This is a genomic window from Vreelandella sulfidaeris (genome assembly GCF_042429665.1).
In the GTDB taxonomy this organism is placed as follows: Bacteria; Pseudomonadota; Gammaproteobacteria; order Pseudomonadales; family Halomonadaceae; genus Vreelandella.
The window spans coordinates 503,500-525,555 of the sequence record NZ_JBHMAC010000010.1 but is presented as its reverse complement, the minus strand read 5'-3'; the positions used below and the strand labels follow the sequence as shown (position 1 = coordinate 525,555).

19 protein-coding genes are annotated in these 22,056 nt (G+C 52.6%); 5 read left to right on the top strand and 14 right to left on the bottom strand.

Going from position 1 to position 22,056, the window contains the following annotated elements; translation table 11 throughout:
• Nucleotide 1: 1 nt before the first annotated feature.
• On the top strand, nucleotides 2–2,536 hold the full coding sequence (gene nirB / locus ACFFLD_RS07345) for a nitrite reductase large subunit NirB (RefSeq protein WP_386038682.1): 2,535 nt from the start codon (nucleotides 2–4) through the stop codon (nucleotides 2,534–2,536).
• A 46-nt stretch (nucleotides 2,537–2,582) separates the two neighbouring features.
• Nucleotides 2,583–2,987 (top strand): nitrite reductase small subunit NirD, encoded by a 405-nt coding sequence (nirD, locus tag ACFFLD_RS07340; protein ID WP_386038680.1) that lies wholly within the window; start codon nucleotides 2,583–2,585, stop codon nucleotides 2,985–2,987.
• Between the two features lie 127 nt (nucleotides 2,988–3,114).
• Here the strand turns inward: nirD and ACFFLD_RS07335 are convergent, their stop codons facing one another.
• On the bottom strand, nucleotides 3,115–3,951 hold the full coding sequence (locus ACFFLD_RS07335; protein WP_386038678.1) for an alpha/beta fold hydrolase: 837 nt from the start codon (nucleotides 3,949–3,951) through the stop codon (nucleotides 3,115–3,117).
• Between the two features lie 219 nt (nucleotides 3,952–4,170).
• On the opposite strand from ACFFLD_RS07335, the gene ACFFLD_RS07330 reads away from it, so the two are divergent.
• Nucleotides 4,171–5,106, top strand: coding sequence for a cation diffusion facilitator family transporter (locus ACFFLD_RS07330; protein WP_386038676.1), 936 nt, complete (start codon nucleotides 4,171–4,173; stop codon nucleotides 5,104–5,106).
• A 12-nt stretch (nucleotides 5,107–5,118) separates the two neighbouring features.
• Here the strand turns inward: ACFFLD_RS07330 and ACFFLD_RS07325 are convergent, their stop codons facing one another.
• Nucleotides 5,119–6,276 (bottom strand): MFS transporter, encoded by a 1,158-nt coding sequence (locus ACFFLD_RS07325; RefSeq protein ID WP_386038674.1) that lies wholly within the window; start codon nucleotides 6,274–6,276, stop codon nucleotides 5,119–5,121.
• A gap of 254 nt (nucleotides 6,277–6,530) precedes the next feature.
• Here ACFFLD_RS07325 and ACFFLD_RS07320 point away from each other — a divergent pair, with 254 nt between their 5' ends.
• Nucleotides 6,531–7,919: an aminotransferase-like domain-containing protein gene (locus ACFFLD_RS07320; RefSeq protein ID WP_386038672.1), complete on the top strand. Its 1,389-nt coding sequence runs from the start codon at nucleotides 6,531–6,533 to the stop codon at nucleotides 7,917–7,919.
• A 40-nt stretch (nucleotides 7,920–7,959) separates the two neighbouring features.
• Here ACFFLD_RS07320 and ACFFLD_RS07315 read toward each other — a convergent pair whose 3' ends face one another.
• From ACFFLD_RS07315 to kdgD, 12 genes are all read right to left on the bottom strand, one after another.
• On the bottom strand, nucleotides 7,960–9,465 hold the full coding sequence (locus ACFFLD_RS07315; protein WP_386038670.1) for an alanine/glycine:cation symporter family protein: 1,506 nt from the start codon (nucleotides 9,463–9,465) through the stop codon (nucleotides 7,960–7,962).
• 149 nt (nucleotides 9,466–9,614) lie between these two features.
• Nucleotides 9,615–10,562: an AEC family transporter gene (locus ACFFLD_RS07310; RefSeq protein WP_386038668.1), complete on the bottom strand. Its 948-nt coding sequence runs from the start codon at nucleotides 10,560–10,562 to the stop codon at nucleotides 9,615–9,617.
• Nucleotides 10,563–10,778: 216 nt separating this feature from the next.
• Entirely contained in the window at nucleotides 10,779–11,798 is a 1,020-nt protein-coding gene (locus tag ACFFLD_RS07305) for an Ldh family oxidoreductase (protein ID WP_386038666.1), read from the bottom strand.
• Between the two features lie 156 nt (nucleotides 11,799–11,954).
• Nucleotides 11,955–13,532 (bottom strand): aldehyde dehydrogenase (NADP(+)), encoded by a 1,578-nt coding sequence (locus ACFFLD_RS07300; RefSeq protein WP_386038664.1) that lies wholly within the window; start codon nucleotides 13,530–13,532, stop codon nucleotides 11,955–11,957.
• Nucleotides 13,533–13,590: 58 nt separating this feature from the next.
• The gene (locus ACFFLD_RS07295) at nucleotides 13,591–14,346 is read right to left on the bottom strand and encodes a FadR/GntR family transcriptional regulator (protein ID WP_386038662.1); all 756 of its coding nucleotides are present in this window, start codon (nucleotides 14,344–14,346) and stop codon (nucleotides 13,591–13,593) included.
• 65 nt (nucleotides 14,347–14,411) lie between these two features.
• The gene (locus ACFFLD_RS07290; protein WP_386038660.1) at nucleotides 14,412–15,212 is read right to left on the bottom strand and encodes an NAD-dependent epimerase/dehydratase family protein; all 801 of its coding nucleotides are present in this window, start codon (nucleotides 15,210–15,212) and stop codon (nucleotides 14,412–14,414) included.
• Nucleotides 15,213–15,257: 45 nt separating this feature from the next.
• A complete protein-coding gene (locus ACFFLD_RS07285; protein WP_386040402.1) occupies nucleotides 15,258–16,121 on the bottom strand; it encodes an amidohydrolase family protein in 864 nt (287 codons plus the stop codon).
• Nucleotides 16,121–17,257, bottom strand: a complete 1,137-nt coding sequence (locus ACFFLD_RS07280; RefSeq protein WP_386038658.1) for a mandelate racemase/muconate lactonizing enzyme family protein — start codon at nucleotides 17,255–17,257, stop codon at nucleotides 16,121–16,123. Before ACFFLD_RS07280 ends, ACFFLD_RS07285 begins: the two co-directional genes overlap by 1 nt.
• A gap of 39 nt (nucleotides 17,258–17,296) precedes the next feature.
• Nucleotides 17,297–18,577 carry a TRAP transporter large permease gene (locus ACFFLD_RS07275; RefSeq protein WP_386038656.1) on the bottom strand — a complete coding sequence of 427 codons (1,281 nt, stop codon included), beginning with the start codon at nucleotides 18,575–18,577 and terminating at the stop codon, nucleotides 17,297–17,299.
• Nucleotides 18,577–19,116: a TRAP transporter small permease gene (locus ACFFLD_RS07270; protein WP_386038654.1), complete on the bottom strand. Its 540-nt coding sequence runs from the start codon at nucleotides 19,114–19,116 to the stop codon at nucleotides 18,577–18,579. The genes ACFFLD_RS07275 and ACFFLD_RS07270 overlap by 1 nt, the downstream gene beginning before the upstream one ends.
• Before the next feature lie 60 nt (nucleotides 19,117–19,176).
• A complete protein-coding gene (locus ACFFLD_RS07265; RefSeq protein WP_386040400.1) occupies nucleotides 19,177–20,166 on the bottom strand; it encodes a TRAP transporter substrate-binding protein in 990 nt (329 codons plus the stop codon).
• Between the two features lie 93 nt (nucleotides 20,167–20,259).
• Nucleotides 20,260–21,177 (bottom strand): 5-dehydro-4-deoxyglucarate dehydratase, encoded by a 918-nt coding sequence (gene kdgD, locus ACFFLD_RS07260; protein ID WP_386038652.1) that lies wholly within the window; start codon nucleotides 21,175–21,177, stop codon nucleotides 20,260–20,262.
• Between the two features lie 559 nt (nucleotides 21,178–21,736).
• Between kdgD and ACFFLD_RS07255 the strand changes: the two genes are divergently transcribed.
• On the top strand, nucleotides 21,737–22,054 hold the full coding sequence (locus ACFFLD_RS07255; RefSeq protein WP_386038650.1) for an NIPSNAP family protein: 318 nt from the start codon (nucleotides 21,737–21,739) through the stop codon (nucleotides 22,052–22,054).
• Nucleotides 22,055–22,056 lie beyond the last annotated feature (2 nt).

Below are 22,056 nucleotides of genomic sequence, written 5' to 3'. Positions count from 1 at the left end.
GATGTCAACTAAGCCTATGTCTACCCCAAACACGACCGCTGAACAGCTCATCATTATCGGCAACGGCATGGTCGGTCATCATCTCGTCGAGCAGTTGGTCGATAACGGTGCGCTTGAGCGCTATCAAATCACAGTATTTGGCGAAGAACGCCATCGCGCCTATGACCGGGTACATCTTTCTGAATATTTCAGCGGCCGTGATGCTGATTCATTAGCGCTATGCGACGCCGATTACTACACCACTAGCGGCGTAGAACTGCGCAGTAGTGAAGCTGTCATCAAGATTGACCGAAGCACACAAACAGTGATCACCGACCAAGGTCACTACGCCTATGACCGCTTGGTGCTGGCCACTGGCTCCTATCCCTTTGTGCCACCAATCCCCGGTAACGACCGTGACGGATGCCTGGTATATCGTACCCTCGATGATCTAGACGCCATCAGGGCCGCTGCCGAACATGCCACGACCGGGGTGGTGGTAGGCGGCGGTTTGTTAGGTTTGGAAGCCGCCAACGCCCTGCGTGGCCTCAACCTGGATACTGCTGTTGTGGAGTTTGCCTCGCGCCTGATGCCCATGCAGGTCGATAACGAAGGCGGCGAACTACTGCGTGAGAAAATCGAGGCGCTAGGGGTGCAGGCACTCACCGAGCGCGCAACGCAACGTATTGAGGATGGCGAAGCAAGTCGCCACCGTATGGTCTTCCAGGACGATAAAGTACTGGAGACCGATTTAATTGTGTTCTCGGCGGGTATTCGCCCCCGCGACCAGCTAGCCCGCGACTGCGGCTTAGACATTGGTGAGCGCGGAGGTGTGGTCATTGATGATCAGTGCCAAACCAGCGACCCGTCGATTCTGGCGATTGGCGAGGTCGCGCTATGGAGCCAAAGTATTTTCGGTCTGGTCGCTCCCGGCTATCAGATGGCCAAAACCGCCCTATCGACGCTGACCGATGGTGATGTTCGCTTTGGTGGCGCCGATATGAGCACCAAGCTCAAGCTGCTGGGCGTCGATGTGGGCTCGATTGGTGATGCCCACGGCAACCAGAACCCCGGCGCGCGAATGTTTCGCTACTTGGATCCCATCAAGCAGGAGTATCGCAAGCTGGTCGTCTCCAGCGATGGTAAAAAACTGCTCGGCGCCATGCTGGTAGGCAATAACGACGTTTACGATACCCTGCTTCAGTACTACGCCAACGGCATTGAGCTGCCCGACGAACCCGCTTCGTTGATCCTGCCGCAAAGCAGTGGCGCTGCCCCCACGCTCGGCCCTGGGGCGTTACCTGAAACCGCGACGATCTGCTCCTGCCATAACGTTACCAAGGGAGATATTTGCGCGAGCATCGACGGTGGCGCGGTAGATCTTTCGGGTGTCAAAGGGACCACCAAAGCCAGCACCGGCTGTGGCGGCTGCACCGCGCTGCTTAAAAGCGTGGTGGACCACGAGCTGGAAGCACGCGGCGTGGAGGTGGATAAATCGATTTGTGAGCACTTCGCCCATACGCGCCAGGGGCTTTACGATATCGTTCGAGTGGAGGGTATCAAAACCTTCACTGATCTGATCGAAAAACATGGCAACCATGACACCCACCGCCTGGGGTGCGATATCTGCAAACCGGCGGTCGCCTCGATTCTAGCCTCATGCTTTAACGAACCGATCACCGACGCCGCGCATATCCCTTTGCAGGATACTAACGATACCTTCATGGCCAACATGCAGAAGAACGGCACCTACTCGGTAGTGCCGCGCGTCGCGGGCGGTGAAATCACCCCAGATAAACTGATCGCGCTGGGCGAAGTAGCCAAAAAATACAGTCTCTATTCCAAAGTCACCGGCGGTCAACGGATCGACCTGTTCGGTGCTCGCCTGGAAGACCTGCCGGATATCTGGGGCGAGCTGATTGCCGCCGGTTTCGAGACAGGCCACGCCTACGGTAAATCACTACGCACGGTGAAATCGTGTGTCGGCAGCACCTGGTGTCGCTATGGCGTGCAGGATAGCGTCGGCATGGCCATTCAACTGGAGAACCGTTACAAGGGCCTGCGCTCGCCTCACAAGATAAAATTCGGCGTTTCCGGCTGTACCCGTGAATGCGCCGAAGCGCAAAGCAAGGATATTGGCATCATTGCCACCGAGAATGGCTGGAACCTTTACGTCTGTGGTAACGGCGGGATGCGCCCGCGTCACGCCGAACTTTTCGCCACCGATCTGGACGATGAGCAGCTTTACCGCACCATTGACCGCTTCTTGATGTTCTATGTGCGCACCGCCGATCGGCTCCAGCGCACATCTGTATGGCGTGAAAATCTCGACGGTGGCCTTGAGTACCTCAAAGAGGTGATTCTGGAAGACAGCCTGGGTATCAACGCCGAGCTAGAACACCAAATGCAAGCCGTGGTGGATACCTACCGTTGCGAATGGGCCGACGCTATTAGCGACCCGGAGAAACTTAAACGCTTTAGAAGCTTCGTCAATGACGAGCGTCCGGATCCATCGATCATTATGACCTCCGAGCGCGGTCAGCTAAGGCCTGCCTAAGCGACCCTGCCCCCTGTACTGAGACTGAATAAAAACGAGGCATCCCATGACCGCAACAGCATTGAAAAACGAGATGGATACCATGTCGCTTCAAAAGACAAAGGCGTGGCAGAAAGTTTGCACCAAGACCGACCTGGTGGCGTTCTCTGGCGTCGCCGCATGGCTTGAAACCGCCGAAGGTGCGGCCCAGGTGGCCATCTTCTATTTACCTGGGCTAGGGCAAGGCAAGAGCGATACCCTCTATGCCCTTGATCACTTTGACCCGTTCTCCCACGCTAATGTCATCGCACGGGGCATTGTGGGTGATTTAAAAGGCGACGCGGTCGTCGCCTCGCCCATCTACAAACAGCACTTCCGTCTTGAAGATGGTCAGTGCCTGGAGGATGACAGCGTCAGGTTACGCACATGGAATATCATGTTTAAGGGTAACGACGTGTGGGTCGAGGGATAACGACCCATTGATGGTTAACGACGCATTGATGAATAACATAGCAATGAAGACGCCGCCGACTTGAGTTGACCCATCAGTCAGGCGGCGTTCTTCACTAACCTGTTAATCACCTTTACAAGGCATGCCGTTAGCTATCTAAAAACGCGATCAATGCCTGATTAAACTCGTGGGGGTGAGTCGCATTGAGGCCATGCGGGCCACCTTTAATCATGCTCGTTTGTGCATTCGGCAGCATTTCTTGTGTCCGCTTGCCGCTTACCTCAAACGGCACGATGCCATCTGAGTCGCCGTGTATCACAAGCGTCGGAATATCGATCTTGGGCAGATCATCCCGGAAGTCTGTATAGCTAAACGCCTTGATGCACTCAAACGTCGCCTGTGAAGAAGCAAACGCGGCAATATCGCGATGGTACTGGCGATTGGGCTCGCTGATTAAATCGCTACGCTCTCCGGCGGTGAAAAAGTTCTTGGTAAACTCTTCAAGGAACGCCAGCCGGTCACCTTTTACCCCCTCCAAGAACTGATTGATCGTGGCATCGTCCAGGCCACCGTCCGGGTTATCATCAGTTTTATATAAGTAAGGGGGCACTGCCGCGGCAAACACAGCTTTTTTGACCCGCTCCGTACCGTAACTGGAAAGATAGCGTGCTACCTCGCCTCCTCCCATCGAAAAGCCCACAAGGGTGACCTCATTAAGGTCCAGCGTATCGATCAGTTTTTTAAGATCGGCTGCTAGCGTATCGTAATCGTAGCCCCCATCCGTTTGTGTCGAGCGGCCAAAACCCCGGCGGTCGTAGGTCACTACCTTATAGCCTGCCTCAACCAACGCTGGCACCTGTTGTTCCCATGAGCGGCCACTCAACGGCCAGCCGTGAATGAGTACGACTGGTTTGCCTGCACCGCGCACTTCATAATATAGCTCTACCAGCGTACCTTGCTCCGTCCCTGCGCTCAGCATTGGCATCGTCTAACTCTCCTGTTTGGCGTAAACGTGAAACAAACAAACGTCCCCTAAGATTAGTAGAACTTATGGCGCTGTCCAAAAAGGGAGCTTTGCCAAGGCCATGTTTATCAGGACGAGCGCTATCACCGACAATACAGAGCACGCGTTCGATACGGTGCTAACAAAGTTGCTATGCTTAGCGGCTTTTATCTATCAGCATGGTATGGAGCAGACAACGGCGTGAAAACAGAATCGAGTACCTTAGCATTTTCCGCCTTTATGGCGCTGCTGATTGGCTGTGCCGGTATTGCGGCCACCCTGGCATCTAATTCGCAGGCTATTTTGCTGGATGGATTATTTAACCTGATCTATTTTGGCATCGCCTTGGTGACGATCAAAGTCAGCAAATTAGCCAGTCGACCCGATAGCGAATCCTACCCCTTCGGCTACAGCTATTTTGAGTCGCTGGTAAATCTATGCAAAGGGCTTTTGATCCTGGGCGTTTCTATTTTTGCCTTAGTCGATGCCATTGCTGCCCTGCTCACCGGTGGCCGCGACATCGCAGCGGGCGTCGCAGTGCTTTATGCCCTGTTTGCCACCTTTGCCTGTTCACTGACCGCCTGGGCGATGCATCGAAGCCAGCGTCATGTGAGCAGTCCCCTGATCGCGGCGGACAAACTCAACTGGATAGTGAACAGCATTATTTCTGCCTCTGTTTTATCCGCCTTCTGTTTGGTGATGCTGTTTGAGCGCTTAGGTTGGCTGACCGTTTTACCCTATGTTGATGCGGTGTTGGTCATTGCAGTGGTGGTGCTGTGTTTAGGCGTACCGGTGAGAATGGCTTCCCAGGCGTTAAAGGAGTTGCTCAATAAAACCCCTGAAGAGGCGATGGCAGAACCCGTTCGCCAAGCGGTGGCGAATGCCCTGGCGGACACCGCCGCCCAAGAGGTACGTGTGCGCATGGTGCGCCCAGGTCGCCTGTTATATGTGATGGTGCATGTGGTGTTGTCCGAGAACGCCTCGCTTTCGGTTATTGAGCAAGACGCACTACGAGCCAACGTGGATGACGAGGTTCGCCGCTGCTATTCGCCGGTGGTGTGTGATGTGGTGTTTACGGCGGATACCCGCTGGGCGGCGCCCACTTGCGGGCTGTTGGTAAAGAAGCACTCGTGCTAATAAGCGAATGGACTAGGGCACCTTGCGCAACAGAGCTAGCGTGATAATCACGCCACACAGTAGCGTGAGGCCAAACAGATTGAATGCAAGCGTGTGCCCGACGGCATCAATAAGTACCCCGGTGGTGATCACGGGAATACTGAAGCCCAGGTAAGCCATCAAAAAATAACCCGCACTCGCTTGGTTGGCTCGTTGGCTAACCGAGGCATCCGCAAGCGCTAATACCCCGCTTAATCCACCCAGGTAAATAAACCCATAACAGGCGCTGCTGGCGGCCAGCGTGCCCAGCAGCACCGCTGCAAGATAGCCTTGAACGGCGCCCCAGGCGATCAGTGCATAGCCAATCGGCAGAATCACCAGCCCCCATTGCGTCGCTCTTTTCGGCGCAAGCCTCCTGGCCCAGGCCTGAAACAGCACCCCGCCACTACAGATAGCAAAGGTAGTGAAGCCACTCCAGGCGGATAAACCGTGCTGGCTTAATGCGGAAGGTAAAATCGCAATCACTAATCCGACCGTGGCCCAGGCGAGTAAAATTGCCAGCCCATAAGCGAGCGACCCTTTGGGGTAGCTAGGCAGGCGTAGCATAGCGCTTTTAGTAGGGTTCGGTGCGCTGTCCTTAAGCGTAGCGACCACCGCTAGCGCCAGTAACGCAACCAAAAGATAAAGCCACAGGCTAGCCGGCGATACGCTAGGGGTGTGCATGATAAATAGACTAGTCACGGCGGCCCCTAACCCAAATCCAAGCGCGGTGCTGGCCGTCACGTAGGTGGTCGCCACACGACTATCTCGCCCTCCCAACAGCATCTGCATATAAGCAGGCGCCACCGCTGACGTGAGCCCCGTACTGATACCCAGCAGAAAACGGGCCAACCCTAGCGCTACCAAGCCGGGCATCATGAGAGTGATCGCGGTCGCTAAACAACAAAATAGCAATGCAGTCACGATTAAAGGCTTACGTCCTACCCGGTCTACCAAGCCATTTAACCCCAGTAGTACCGGCACAATGCCCACCACATAGCAGGCAAAGGCGATGGTCGTGGCACCAACACCCAGGCCATCGCGCGCCGCCAGCGCATCGTACAGCGGGGCCTGCAAATTGACCGCGGTAGTAATCGTGCATAGTGCAAAGGCCAGGCAGGCAGCGCTTCTGTTATTGATAGCTAAAGTCATAGGGGTGTCTCAATCATCACAAGTGCGAGGACAGCGTGACGCGAGGGGCTTTCGATAGGACGTCAAAAGTAGCGCTCACGGATGGGTTTACCGCGCCCTAGCAAAAACCTGGTCTTAGCAGGCAGATACCAACGGCGATGGTGCTGACTCGCTACCCTCCCACACCTACCATTTAGCGGTAAGGTACACTTAACCATCATTATCAAGACACTGTTCCTCGTTTCTCACGAACAGTTGAACATCATGGGGAATGCATGAAACTAGACATTAACCGCCACGCCACCACCCCCATCGCGCAGCAGCTCGAAGCCGGCATTCGCGCGTGGATTACAGCGCACGGAGCAGGTGGTGGCCGTCGGCTACCCTCCATTCGCCGCTTAGCGACCACCCATCACGTCAGCCGGAACGCGGTCATTGAAGCTTACGAGCGATTGGTGGCGGCTGGGTTGGTACGTTCACGACCAGGCTCGGGCTTTTACGTTGCAGATAATGCGGCAGGACTAGCGACGCAATCGGTCACCACGAACGGTTTGGAAGAGGTCACCAACGGCCTTTGGGGGCTGTTCAATGCGAATGAGCACACGCTAAAACTAGGCTGCGGCTGGCTGCCCAGCGATTGGCGCGAAGGTGATGATCTGACCCACGCTATCCGTCAGGTGGCTCGCAATAGCCGCTCGGGGATTTTTGAGTACAGTACTCCCCAGGGGCCGCTGGAGCTGCGGAGCTTAATTCAAGAACGCTTGCGCCCACTGGCGATCACAGCAGATGCCCAGCAGATTGTGATGACCGGAGGCGGCAGCCATTCGCTGGATCTATTGGTACGCATGCTGCTGGAACCCGGCGATGTGGTGTTTGTGGAATCACCCGGCTATTACAATCTATTCGGCTTGCTGCACTTACAGCGAGTCCGCGTGATTGGCGTGCCGCGACTGGCCGATGGGCCTGACATTGAGCGCCTGGAAGCCTTGTTAACCCAGCATCGTCCTAAGCTATTTTACATCAATAGCGTGTTTCAGAACCCTACCGGCAGCACCCTCACGCCGGCCGTAGCGCACCGGGTATTGCAGCTCGCCGAACAGTACAATTTTAAAATTATCGAAGATGATATCTACGCGGATTTTCAGCACACCCCCACCACGCGTCTGGCCGCGTTAGATGGTTTGAGCCGAGTGTTTTACCTGGGCAGCTTTTCAAAGAGCCTTTCCTCTTCGCTGCGGGTAGGTTTTATTGCCGCGCCGTCCTGTTGGGTTCAGCGCTTGGTAGATATCAAGATGCTGACCAGCATCTCCGCGTCTCGCTTTGCGGAACATGTCGTGACGACCATGCTTCAAAACGGCAGCTATCGAAAGTTGACCGAGCGAGTGCGCACCAAGCTTTCCAATCAAATGGCCATGGCGCTGACGCTGCTAAAAGATGCTGATTGGGAGATCTATACTGAACCGGCAGGAGGGATGTTTGTATGGGCAAGGCCGCCGCTAGACGTAAGCCCCGACAGACTAAGCGAACTCGCTCACCAATGGGACGTTTCACTCTCTCCCGGGAAGCTATTCTTTGCCGATCATCAGCCCACGCCCTGGCTGCGCCTTAACGTCGCTTATATGCAGGATCCGAGGGCGAAATCCTTTATTGAGGCGGTACGCTAGCGGCGGCACTACCTAGGCCGCCGCTAGCGCTGCTTCACTTTTAGGATTCTTGTTTAACGCTGTTTTTGGCCTCTTTCACTGGCCATACATCCTTATCAACTAGCTCTGGCCGCTTCAGGATCACAGGATCGAACATGGGCTCTTCAATACCATCGCGGCGCTGGCGTTCATAATCCTTTAGCACCGTAATGGCGATAGGCGCCATGACCAGAATAGCCAACAGGTTAGTCGTGGCCATTAATCCCATCGCCAAGTCGGCAAAGTCCCAAACCACGCTGAGCTCCGCCACCGAACCAAGCAGTACCATCGCTAAAATAATCACTTTGAATACGCTGACCGCTTTTTTAGCATGGCGACGGAACAGGAATTCAATATTCACTGATGAAAATGAGAAGTTAGCCAAGATGGAGGTAAACGCAAAAAACAGGATCGCCAGCGCAATGAATATTTCCCCGAAACCGCCAAGGTGGTCCACCATGGCATCCTGAGTTAGCTGAATACCTTCAATGCTGTCGCCTGGCGACTCGGACAACAGACGTTCATAGACGCCGGAGAGCAGGATCACCACCGCCGTGCAGCTACAAATGACGATGGTATCCACGAACACCCCGAATGACTGCACCAGCCCCTGGGCCGCCGGATGTTTGACTGTCGCCTGTGCAGCGGCATTGGGCGTCGACCCCATGCCCGCTTCGTTGGAGAACAGACCACGCTTGATGCCATTTTCCATAGCCGCTTTAATCGCGTAGCCCGCCGCCCCCCCTACCGCGGGGCCAAGCCCAAACGCACTCATCACAATCAGCGAGAGCATGTCGGGCACGGCGGTAATATTGGCTAACAGAATCCACAGCGCTACCAGTAAATACGCCACCGCCATGACCGGCACAATTTTCTCGGCGGTTCGCGCCACGGACTTAAGGCCGCCATAGATCACAAACCCAGCCAAAATGGCAATCACTACACCCGTCACCCAGTTGGGAATACCAAAAGCACCGTTCATGCCCTGAGCAATGGTATTCGATTGCGCGGCATTAAACGCCAAGCCATAGGCAATGATCAGAAACACCGCAAACAGACTGCCTAGCCAGCGCCATCCCAGGCAACGTTCAATATAAAAAGCAGGGCCGCCGCGGAACACGCCATCCTCGTTACGATGCTTATAGACCTGCGCCAAGGTCGATTCAATAAAGGCGGTAGCAAAACCGAGCAACGCCGTCACCCACATCCAGAAAATCGCCCCGGGGCCGCCAATCCATAGAGCCAGGGCCACCCCCGCTAAATTACCGGTACCGACCCGGGCGGCCATCGATGTGGCAAAGGCCTGAAAGCCGCTGACGCCATCTCCCGCTCCCCTGGCCGTAAACGTCACGCGCGCCATATGTCTGAACAGACGAAACTGCATACCTCGTGTCATGATGGTAAACAGCAGGCCTGCACCTAACAGCAAATAAACAAGTATATAGCTCCAGATAAAGTTGCTTACGGGCATCATGACGGCATAGAGCCCATCTCGCAGCGGGGCAATGATTAGTTCAAGGGTCTCCATGGGCATTGTCTCCAATTGATGTCTTGTTTACACGTGAGTATGTGCCCTGACCCGACGTGCTATGTTGGCCCGCTTAGCAAGCGAAGCATGACATTAGTCTAGACAGTTTTTCAGCCTGCCCACAAAGAAGAGGTATGAAAAAGCGAGGATTATGAGAGCAAGCCGAGATAGGTTATCAGTCCAATCACCACACTGAACGTCACAAACGATGCCAGTGTGGCGGCCATTAAGGCCCCCGCGGCAACCTCGGCCATACCATAACGCTGGCCCAGTAGAGGATAGATACTCGCCATTGGCGCTGCGGCGAAGAGAATCGCACCGACAAGCAGTAACGGGTCTGTCGTAGGTAAGATGAAGAAAGCCAACGCAATGGCTAACGGGTGAATAATAAGCTTGCCCACCACGATTTGACTGACATCCAGTACCACGCCACGTACGTGAAGGCCATAGATCGCACCTCCTATGACAAATAGCGCCGTGGGCCCCGCCGCGTTAGCCACCATATCGATCGCCTTGGTCACCGGCCCCGGTAGGTCAATCTCGACTATAGCGATGGCTACGCCGATGGAAATGGCCATCAAAATAGGGTTTTTTACCAAACGGGTCGCCGTTTGCTTAACAGTACGAACCAGGCCACCGCCTGATTGCTGCCCCATTTCCGCCAGTATCAAGGCAGCCGGTATTATCAGCAGATTTTCAATAATCATGCTCAAGGCAAGAAAGGTGACTGCGGGTGGTCCTAACACCATGGCGGCAACGGGATAGCCAGTGAAGGCGCTATTGGAAGCCGACATCCCCAAGGCAAATATGGCACCGGTTTGCAGCGATTTTTTCTGTATGAACACGGCGAGACATAAAGCCAGGGAGAACACCATGACTGACCCAACTCCATAGGCCAGTAAATACTCAAAATTAAACACGTCCTCGAGTGGGTTTTGTGTGAGCGCTCGGATTACCAGAGCGGGTAACGCAAAGTACATTACAAAGTTACCGATCCCCTGCATTTGCTCCCGGTTAACGATACCCAGAAGCATCGCTATATATCCCATGCCAATAATTAAAAAGATCGGCGTGGTGATGGCTAATATTTCAAGCATAGGTGGCTTCCTTTCACCGCTATAATACGCCGTAGAATCCCCCCTCTTATGGCCAAGGCATCCACGCTCTCAGTAGCGTTCATCGCATCAGTATTAATAATATCGGTTTAAAAAGGGCTGTGACTGTCATACACGCCTAACCAAACATCAACTAATTAAGCAATAACCACTATAAGAAACAACTACTATAAGCAATATCTCATCTTCTGGGTGTCACTATGCCTGAGCGGCAAGCGCTCTGAGCTCGTCATACAGCGCCTTAGGGAAAGTGATGCCGTTAGCCCGACTTCTTTCGCGTGCCTCAAACCGTCGCTGTGACGGCAACCGAGCGCCTTGGCCCACAATTTCTTCAAAAAGCGTTTCAGCGTGCTTTAGGTGCCCTTCGGTATCCTTGCCTAAAAAAGCCTCAGGCGATATGGCGATGATCAGCTCGCCATGAAAGGGCTTGCCGGTTTTCTCCGCATTCGCTGCCTGGGTTTCATGGCCCAGCAGGTCACCAATCATAGGGCCCGCCAATAACTCCACCATGGTGGAAAGCGCGGAGCCTTTATAGTTACCAAAGGGCAACATAGCCCCAGCGAGAGCCGCCACTGGATCCGTCGTCGTGTTCCCATCGCTATCTATCGCCCACCCTTCGGGGATAGTTTTACCCGCACGCCGATGCAGCTCTATCTCACCACGGGCGACCACGCTGGTGGCAAAATCAAACGTATAGGGTGTATTGCCTGGGCGTGGCCAGGAAAAAGCAATAGGGTTGGTACCCAACAGAGGCGAAGTACCGCCCGCAGGGGCAACAAAAGCATGACTCGGGGTCATCGCTAGCGCCACCAGTCCTTGTGCTGAAAGTGCTTCAACTTCAGGCCACAGCGCAGAGAAGTGGAAGCTGTTATTAATCGCAAGTGCTGCTATGCCACTGCGCTTAGCTTTCTCGATCAGGTGGGGCTTACCACGTTCAAATGACAACAGTGAGCAGCCTCTGTTTGCGTTAACCCTCACAACACTCGCAGCCTGGTCCGTGATGGTGGGTTCAGCGCGGGGATCGACGCCACCATTCAAGGCTGTTTGAACGCAACCGATGAGACGGTATAAGCCATGGGAGTGACACTCGTCGCGCTGTACAGCCAGCACGTTACACGTAATGGCTTCTGCATGTGCTTGGCTATAACCATTGTGCTGAAGTACGGCCAAGCTCAAGGATTCAGCGTCCTGCAGGGATATCGTAATTTCTTCACTCATTATCAACTCCCGCTAATTGTTGTTTATTGGATGCACACGTATTAAAAAAGCAGGTAATCGCTTACCTGCTTTGGGTCTTAATTAATTAAGGCCTCACGTGCGACTAACCGCTAATAACCCGGGCTATTTAGCTTTTAGCATGCCGTGAGCTCGGCTTTATTTTTCCCGTTTACCGTCTACCAGTCGACTGACCTTCAACGGATTAGCTTCGTGAAGAGCCTCGGGCAGCAATGCTTCAGGTAGCGATTGGTAGCATACCGGGCGCAAAAAGCGCTTGATGGCGGCAGTACCGACCGATGTGGTGCGGCTATCGGAAGTAGAAGGATAAGGCCCACCATGAACCATGGCATGGCACACTTCAACGCCTGTTGGCCAACCATTGGCCAGGATACGACCTGCTTTGCGCTCTAGCGTAGGAATAAGCCCCTTCGCCGCTTCTACATCTGCGTCGTCCATATGTAACGTGGCCGTTAGCTGCCCTTCCAACTGCTCGGCAACTTTTTTAACTTCGGCCATATCCTGGCATTCGATGATCAACGAGCTTGCGCCAAAGACTTCTTCTTGAAGCACTTTGGAGGCAAGGAAGTCGCTGGCATCAGTGGTAAATAGCCCCGTTTGACACTGGTAGCTGCCGCTACCGGTTTGCCCACGGGCCACTTCACGCACGTTTGCTTCACTACTCAGCGCTGATATGCCCTTTTCATAAGCACTATGAATGCCTGGTGTCAGCATGGTTTGCGCGCCGCTGGCTTCCACGGCTTTTTGTGCTGACTGAATAAATGAATCAAGATCCGAGCCTTTTACCGCAATCACCAGGCCTGGGCTTGTACAGAACTGGCCAGCACCCATATTAAGTGAGCCGACAAAAGCTTCACCTAACGCCTGGCTGTTTGCTTTCAGTGCTTCTGGCAGCAGGAAGACGGGATTAATACTACTCATCTCGGCATATACCGGGATCGGCTGAGGCCGAGCCTGAGCGGACTGCATTAACGCATTACCGCCGCTGCGCGACCCTGTAAAGCCGACCGCCTGAATGCGCGGATCAGTCACAAGCGCCTGGCCAATTTCATTGCCCGCCCCAAAGAGAAGCGAGAAAACACCTTCAGGCAGATTGCAGGCTTTCACCGCTTTTTGAATCGCACGGCCTACCAGTTCTGAGGTGCCGGGGTGGGCGGAGTGGCCTTTCACCACTACCGGACAGCCGGCTGCCAGGGCTGAAGCGGTATCACCACCCGCCACTGAAAATGCCAGCGGGAAGTTGCTGGCGCCGAACACTGCAACAGGGCCTAAAGCGATATGACGTTGACGCAAATCGGCACGCGGCAGCGGCTGGCGCTCCGGCATGGCGGGGTCGATACGTACATCCAACCATTCTCCAGCACGTACTACCGACGCGAATAACCGCAGCTGACCACAGGTTCTACCGCGCTCGCCTTCAAGGCGTGCCTGCGGTAGCCCTGACTCCGCCATGGCGCGCTCAATGAGTTCACTGCCAATGGCTTCGATTTCAGTGGCAATGGTTTCAAGAAACGTTGCCCGCTCTTCAAGCGAGGTTTCGCGATAGCTATCGAACGCTTCCCAGGCAAGCGAACTTGCCTTTTCCACGTGACTCCGGTCACCGCCTACATAGACCGGCTCAAGTAATTCGCCAGTGGCAGGATTGGTTGCCTGGATATTGGCTTGATTACCGGTCACTGCTTGTTGACCGATCAGCATTTCGCCTCGAATTGTCATACATTGCTCCTTATATGGGTCAGTGATAACACTGGTCGCGATATTGCTCGTCGCAGTACTACTGTTCGAGATACAGGGCGTACGTGTTGCGTGCCCGATTAAGGTGCTGAAACATGGTTTCACGGGCAGCTTGTGCATCACGAGAAAGAATAGCTTCAAGAATATAGGTGTGTTCTTCCTGAACGCGCTCTAAATAGCGTTCAGACGAAATCGGATTAATATCGATACTCAACAGCTTGGCGCGAGGAATAACGCTCTGGCTCCACTGCTGGTAAAAAGATTGAAAAAAGGGATTTTTAGTTGCCGTGGCGATCGCAAAATGGAATAGATAATCTTCTTCGCGGGCTTGTGATTTGGCAGCGTAGGTTTTACTAAACGCAGCGTGCTGCGCTTCTAGCCGCTGACGATCTTCATCATCGTAACGGAAGGCTGCCAATTCAGCCGCGGCGGGCTCTAGCGTTAAGCGTAGTTCCAGCAAATGTAAGATATCTTCGACGGTGGTCGGATTAATACGCTCAGCGGGCCGCGCTTCGACGGTCGATGAGCGCAACACTGATGTACCGACCCCCCTTCGAGTCTCCACCAACCCCAGCGATTTAAGGTGAGTAATTGCCTCACGGATTACCGTACGGCTAACGCCAAAGGAGTCACACAAGCTGTTCTCGGTAGGTAGTTTGTCCCCCACTGCGACCTTGCCCTGCGTGATCAACGCTTCCAGTTGGTCAGCCACGTGCACGGACAAGCTTCCCTGCTTCGTCACTTTACTTACTTGAAACGGTTTTAGGGCAGATGCCGTTACGCTAGGTTTGGCCATGAAAGCGATCCTTAATCAAAAGCTAGGTTGTATTATATCGTACAACCTAGGTAGTGGGAGTGCCACTAAACGTCGTCAGGGTGACCTGATTTAGTGAATTTCCCTCCCTGATAGCGCACCGCCAGATCATTCCCATCAATATCATGATCGAGCCGCTCGGTCTCTTCGCGCCAGGGTTCGGAGCTGTCTTTAGGCGTCCAGCCTAAGAAGCCAGCATGGGAATTGTCCCACCACTTTTCAGCATTATCCGAGGCACCGTAAACCACGGTATACCCTAAACGCGGCGTAACAAAAGCACGCTGCAATAAACTAACAAAATCCGCCAGGCTCAGCCAAGTCGCCATCATCCTAGTATCGGTTGGCTTATCGAAGCAAGAACCAATTCGAACGCTTAGCGTTTCCACCCCAAACTTATCGTGGTAAAGGCTAGCCAGGTTTTCGCCAAAGCATTTTGAAACCCCATAGAGAGAATCAGGCTTTTGCACTACCTGGGTATCAATACGCTGATGGCGTTCGTAAAAGCCAATCGTGTGATTAGAACTGGCAAACACAATCCGCGGTTTGCCCTGTTGCCGTGCCGCCTCGTAAAGATGGTAGGTACCCATGATATTGGCCTGTAAAATGGCCTCCCACGGGCTTTCTACCGACATACCGCCTAAGTGAACGATACCGTCGCAATCTTTCACTAAATCGGCAACGGCCTGCATATCGCTTAGGTCGGCCTGAACTAACTCTTCGCACTCACCTGCGGTGCCTAAATCCGCGATATCGGAGAGCCTTACATGCTTGGCGAGTTTGGAGAGATGAGGCCGCAGGCTTTTGCCCAGACCACCCGCCGCACCGGTAACAAGAATACGGTTTAACATACTTACTCCTTACTATTTTGTGAAAACCATAAGTGACGCGGTGTTTTAGAAGCCATAGAGCACGGCGGGGTTATCCACCAGAATCTTTTGGCGAATGCCCTCATCGGCCCAATGCAGCAATACGTCGAGCTGTTCGGCATCGTCTGGGTAGTGCTCTCGCGGTACTCCTACGTGTGGCCAATTTGTTCCCCAGATAACGCGCTCGGGGGCATGTTGAATCAGCCTCTTGGCGACAGGGCTCACGTCAATATATTCAGGCCCGCCGCTTAGGCTGGTTTCATAACCACCGCAAATTTTTATCCATGCATTACCGCGATCCAACAAGCTCAGTATTTGATCAACGCGTGAATCGTCAGCGTCTACAGGTGGCATAAACTTGCCGATATGGTCGATGATATAGTCGGTTTCAATCGCTTTTAGCGTTGTCATATAGTCGTCTATTTCACGACCATTAAACTGCACCATTAAATGCCAGCCGAAGGCACGTATACGCTCCTCTACCTCAGCCAGCTTATCAATGCCCACGGCGCCACCGGGTAGCTGCATAATCCTGGCGCCTCGGGCTCCTTGAGCGTGTAGCTCTTCAACCTGAGCGTCGGTGGCATCCGGCGCCACCGCGACAATCGCCCGAGCATGCTCCTGACCAATTTCAGCCACACCTTGCAAAATCGCGCGATTATCAAACTGATAGGCATTGGGCTGGGTCACCACCACACGCTCCAGCGAAAGCCATTTTTGCAGGGCTTGATAATCAGCAACCGTTGCCAGTTCAGGAATCTTGGGGCCTCCAGGCTGTGCCTCATAACCAGGAAGGTATAAGTGAACATGGCAATCTGTTGCCCCTGCCGGCGCTTTTAAGCGTGGCGGTGTACCTGTTAACGGACGTGTATTGGCGGGGATAGACAAGATTATTGCTCCCTAAGTGCGTAGGTGGATAGCGCATCACGGTTAATTTCAATACCTAATCCTGGCCCGTCGGGAATCGTCATGACGCCCTGCTGATGCTCTAAAGGGGTGTGCACGACGGCCTGTCGGAAAGGATTTTCAGTACGATCAAATTCCATGATGGGTTCAATAGGTTGTCGACGTGGCGGGTTCGGCGGCAAAGCAGCCATAAATTGCAGGCTGGCGGCCAAACACACCGCCGTACCCCATACGTGAGGTACTAAACGCACCCCATGCATAGCCGCCATATCAGCGACTCGTCGCATTTCGCTGAACCCGCCTACGCCACAAATATCCGGTTGCACGATATCCACTGCGCGACGGGCTAGCGGCTCATGCATGGCATAGCGTCCGTGCCAGTTTTCACCACTAGCAACGGGAATCGGCTGGCCAGCCCGAACAGCTTCATAGGTGGAAATTTGCTCGGGCAACACGGGCTCTTCAAACCAATCGATACCGTATTGCGCTGCGCGCTGCCCGACTTCTATAGCTTCCAGATAGTCGTAGCCGTGATTGGCATCGATCATCAAACGCATATCGGGGCCGATGACATCACGAACAGCGGCAATTACCGCCAGATCTTCCTCGACATCGAAGCCGATCTTGATCTTGACTGCATGAAAGCCATCTCGGCGATAGCCTGCCACTTCGGCGGCGATATCAGTTACCCGATCAACGCCCGCTCGGCGAAATGAACCGGTGGCGTAGGCACGTACACTCTCGCGAAAGCGTCCGCCCAGCAAGGTCGAAACCGCTACGCCAAAATGCTTGCCTTTGATATCCCATAGCGCAATGTCGATGCCGCTCAAGGCAGTCATGGTCAAGCCGCGCTGCCCTTGGTCGCGCAGGCGGTTATAGAGGGTTAGCCATACTTTTTCTGTTTGCAGCGGGTCTTCGCCGATCAGCGATTGGGCATAGACCTCTACAATCGCTGCGTTAGGTTTAGCTGGCCCTAAGCACTCTCCCCAGCCGATAGTGCCATCATCGCAGATGATTTCGACCAGACAGTGCTGGCGGCGCGAAAAGTGCATTGAGGCACTTTCAAACGCCGTTTCTAGCTGATAATCGAGTATATGGGTCTTTATGGCGACGACTTTCATAAATGATCAGTCCCTTTAGCAGCTTCGCTGAATTCAGCTTTATTGGAAAAAGCCGGGTAGCGTTAATGAGATAGCAGGTACGTAAGTCACCAGCATCAAGGCTACAAACAGTGCTAAGAAGAACGGCCAAATAGTGCGTACCGCTTCCTCGATTTTAATTTTGCCGATTACACAACCGACAAACAGACATGCCCCTACCGGAGGCGTACACAACCCCAACCCTAAGTTCATCATCAAAATAATGCCGAATTGAATAGGATCCATGCCGAACTGCATGGCCACCGGCAGAAAAATCGGCGTGCAGATCAAGATCAGCGCGGCCATATCCATGATCATGCCCAGTATCAGCAGAATCAGGTTGAGCATCAGAAAGATGACGAAGGGCCTGTCGGAAATAGCCATCAGCCCGGTAGTCAGCATTTCGGGCACGTTATAAAGCGCGAGCAGATAGGAAAACGCCGAGGCGCAGCCGACCAGAATCATCACTAGCGAGGTCGTTTTTACTGCCTGAATAACCGCTGCCTTGAAGGACCCCCAGGTTAATTCCCGATAAACCAGGCCGGTGACCAAAATAGCGTAAATAGCTCCGAATGCGCCGGACTCAGTAACCGTTAAAATACCCGAAAGCACCCCCCCTACAATAATCACAGCGGTCATTAGGCCGGGCAGAGAAGCCACAAAGCTGATCATCAACGCATACCAACCCGGAAATGCTTCGCCCTTATAGCCACGCTTTACCGCCACAATATAAGCGGCTACCGCCAAGCTAAGACACATCAAGATGCCTGGTACAATACCGGCGATAAACAGCTGGGTAACGGAAATGCCACCGCCAGCGGCTACCGCATAAAGAATCATGTTATGGCTTGGTGGAATGACGACGCCTGCAATCGATGACGTTACGGTAACGTTGACGGCATAGTCAGCGTCGTAGCCCTTCTCTTTCATCACTGGAATCAAGATAGAGCCTAATGCCGACGTATCTGCTACTGCCGAGCCAGAGATTCCCCCGAACAACATGGAAGAACTAATGTTGACCATTCCCAGCCCACCACGCACCTTTCCCACCATCGCTGAGGCTAAACGCACAAGACGTGTAGAGATACCGCCATGCATCATTAACTCACCAGCAAAGATAAAGAAGGGAATAGCAAGAAGAGAAAAAACGGAAATACCCGAAAGTATGCGCTGGAACGCTACAAACAACGGCAGTCCCTCATAAAGAAAGGTAACAACCGCCGCTAAGCCAACAGCAAACGCAACCGGCGCACCGACTAAAAGGCCTAGAAAAAAGATCCCGAAAAGAATAATAAGCCCCATTATTTAAACCCTCTAACTTTTCGAGTCATTAAGCGCTGCGCTATATCAGAGGCTGCAAAAAGCATGATTAACACACCACATATTACTAGGGGAGCTGCGCGCCAACTTTCTGATAACCCAATCATTGGAATAGCTCGATTCAGGTTTGACATGACAAGTGTCCAACCCTGAAAGGCCATAAATCCGCCAAAGGAAAGAATAAAAAGGTCAGCAAGGTGATGCATTAAGCTACGTAAAGGACCGCTAAAACTCTCGCGTATAAAATCGATATTGAGATGGCTATGATGCCTGACACCTGCCGCTGCGCCTAAACAGGTGATATACACAACCAACACTAACGAGGCCTGCTCAACCCACGTAGGAGTATTGTTAAGTACATACCGGCCAAAGACTAACCATCCAAAGATAGCAATCAAGGCAACTAACAAAACACCCGCCACCAGGATGCATAAACTGGCAAGGCTGTCTAACATTCGATTCAGCGAGCCGCTTTTTTCCGCGTCTTCTTTATCGACCGACGATTCAAGTTCGATACTCACGGCACATTTCCTTTTCAGCTTCCGACAGCCACTAACTGTCGGAAGCGTATGGATGTAAAATTACTTGGCGGCGCGAATTTCCTCGATTAGCTCGCCAGTGCCGGGGTTATTGGCAATAAACTCTTCATACATCGGCTCCATTAGTGCTTGGAACGCTGCTTTATCGGCTACTTCGTTAATCTCAACACCGTGATCAAGAACGATTTGACGGCTCTCTTGTGAGCTTTCTACCCATAATTCACGCTGACGCTTTGAGGCTTCTTCAGCGACATCACGGATAATGTCGTGGTCTTCTTCTGAAAGAGCTTCCCAGCTAGATTTAGCCACACACAAACACTCAGGAATAATCAGGTGTTCCGTTAGAGAGTAATAGTCAGTTGTTTCATAGTGGTTGCTTGATTCGAAAGACGGGTAGTTATTTTCAGCCCCATCAAGCACACCGGTCGTCAAGCTTTGATAAACCTCTCCATACGACATCGGTGTAGCGTTTCCACCCATCGCCTCAATCATGTCAACATAAAGATCGTTATTCATTACTCGGATCTTTAAGCCTGCAACGTCTTCTGGGGTATTGATAGGACGCTTGGTGTTATAAATACTGCGTGCGCCTGAATCAAACCACGAAAGCACCACTAAACCTTTATCTTCTAGCGCATCGGCAAAGCGCTCACCAATTTCACCATCCATGACGGTGTGCATGTGCTCAACGTTATTGAACAGGAAAGGGAGCGAGAAAACGTTAGTTTCTTGGACGATAGGCCCCATGGGCCCCATATTGAAATTAGCAAAGTCCAGAGCACCATTACGAGTCTGCTCTATGGCGTCCGATTGATCACCCAATACAGCATTATTATAGACGCGCGGATTAACTCGCCCGTCTGTTTGCTCCGCTACGGCGTCAGCAAATTCTTCTAATGCCACGGTATTGGGATAACCATCAGGATGGATATTCCATCCGCGCCAATCTTCCGCCTGAGCAGGCAGCGCCAAGGCTATTAACGCCATAACACTAACGGTGGGGACCAGGATCTTAATAGAGCTGGTTTTCATAATGTTGGCATTCATGCTGTTGTTGTGTGTATGCATGTCTAAACATCCTTTTATTATTGGCAAGTATTGCTGTATGGGTAAAACTCAGTTAAATCAGTACTTTTTTGCTACATCGACAAGTTGCTCTAGTTGTTGATACTCCTCTCTTGTTGGCATTGTCAGTGGAGCGCGAACATTACCAGCCGGCCGACCTACTATGTCAGCACCTGCTTTGATCAGGCTAACGGCATAGCCCGCTTTTCGGTCCCTGAGATCCACAAAAGGAATAAAAAAGTCGTTGGTAATCTGTTTCACAACGTCTTTATTACCTTTGCGTAACTCTTTATAGAACTTCACCGCCATTTGCGGCACGAAGTTGAAAACGGCCGATGAGTAGGTATTCACACCAATGGAGACATAGGCCTCGGCGAAAATTTCAGCCGTAGGCACACCGCCGATATACACCAAACGGTCACCCACGGTTTTAATGATTTTGTTTAACGCCTGAATATCGCCTTTACCATCTTTTAGCCCCACCAAATTAGCGCAGTGGTCGGCGAGTTGCTGAACCGAAGAGGCGTTCAAAACACCGTTACCGCGGTTGTAATAAATCACGTTGATGGCGCTGGCATCACAAATCTGGCGAGCATACTCGACCAAACCGTCTTGTGGGCACTCAGTGAGGTAGGGAGGCATTAAAAGGATGCCGTCGGCACCCGCCTCTTCCGCTGCTTTTGCAAAGACTTTGCCTGTCTCTACGCTTAACCCTGCACTGGCGATTACTGGCAAACGCCCGTCGATTACCTCAACGGCGACCCGGACAATCTCGCGATACTCATCAAGCGTAAGACTAAAAAACTCTCCCGTTCCCCCTGCAACGAACACCGCCGATATCTCGTGGCTGATGAACCATTCAAGCCGCTTACGATAGCTCGCCTCATCAAAACGACCTTGACTATCAAAGTCCGTGATAGGGAACGATAGCAAACCATCGCCGATAGCATTTATTACCGCTTCTCTTGAAAACGTCACTTTGCGTCCTCGTTATAATTGTTTAGGCCTTGGGCTGACAGACACTGTCAAATGGACCAAATATTATGTAATACATCATACAAGAAGAAAGGTAGGTCTAGGTGTCATGCAAAGCAAGCAGAACTAGCCAAAACTAAACCAAAGTTGCAGTAACAAATTGCAGTAAAAAACAGATGAGCACATTAGGCGTCAATATGAAACGTTGATATTGTCAGGAAACTCAGAACCTTGACCACGAGGAAAATTGGGCATATTTTTAGTTAATCAATTGTATGATGTAGTACAACATGTAATATATGAATAAACGCGGGAAGCGATGAGGCTACAACGAAATATAATGCCCCTCATGTTAGCGAAATAGCAGAAGGTTATCGGCCTGCATGGTGCTGCGCTATATCGGCAGGCAAAACTCTATTGAGCCCCTTTCCAATGGCTCTTACTGGCCTTGTATCAATGCTTTCGCTCGAAAACAATGTTCGTTAGCACATTCGCTGCTCTCAACCGTTTTGTCGACACCCTCGCCTTTGATTAAGGCTTCTAATCATCAAGGAGTATCACCATGCTCTATGACCACCGTACTTATACCTGCACGCCCGGCACGTTGAAGAAACAGATGGCCCTTTACGAAGAGCATGGCTGGGCCATCCAAAAACGTCATCTTGGCGAGCCGCTACTGTACGGCCCGGTCGAAACCGGCAACGTAAACTCTTACGTCCATATCTGGGTTTTCAAGGATGCTGCTGACCGCAACCAACGGCGCGCCGCCATGCAGAGCGACCCGGACTGGGCCGCCTACCTTAAGAAAAGTGCCGAGGCAGGTTATCTTATCAGTCAGGAGAACAAGATTATCGTCCCCGCCCCCTTCTTTAAAGATTGACC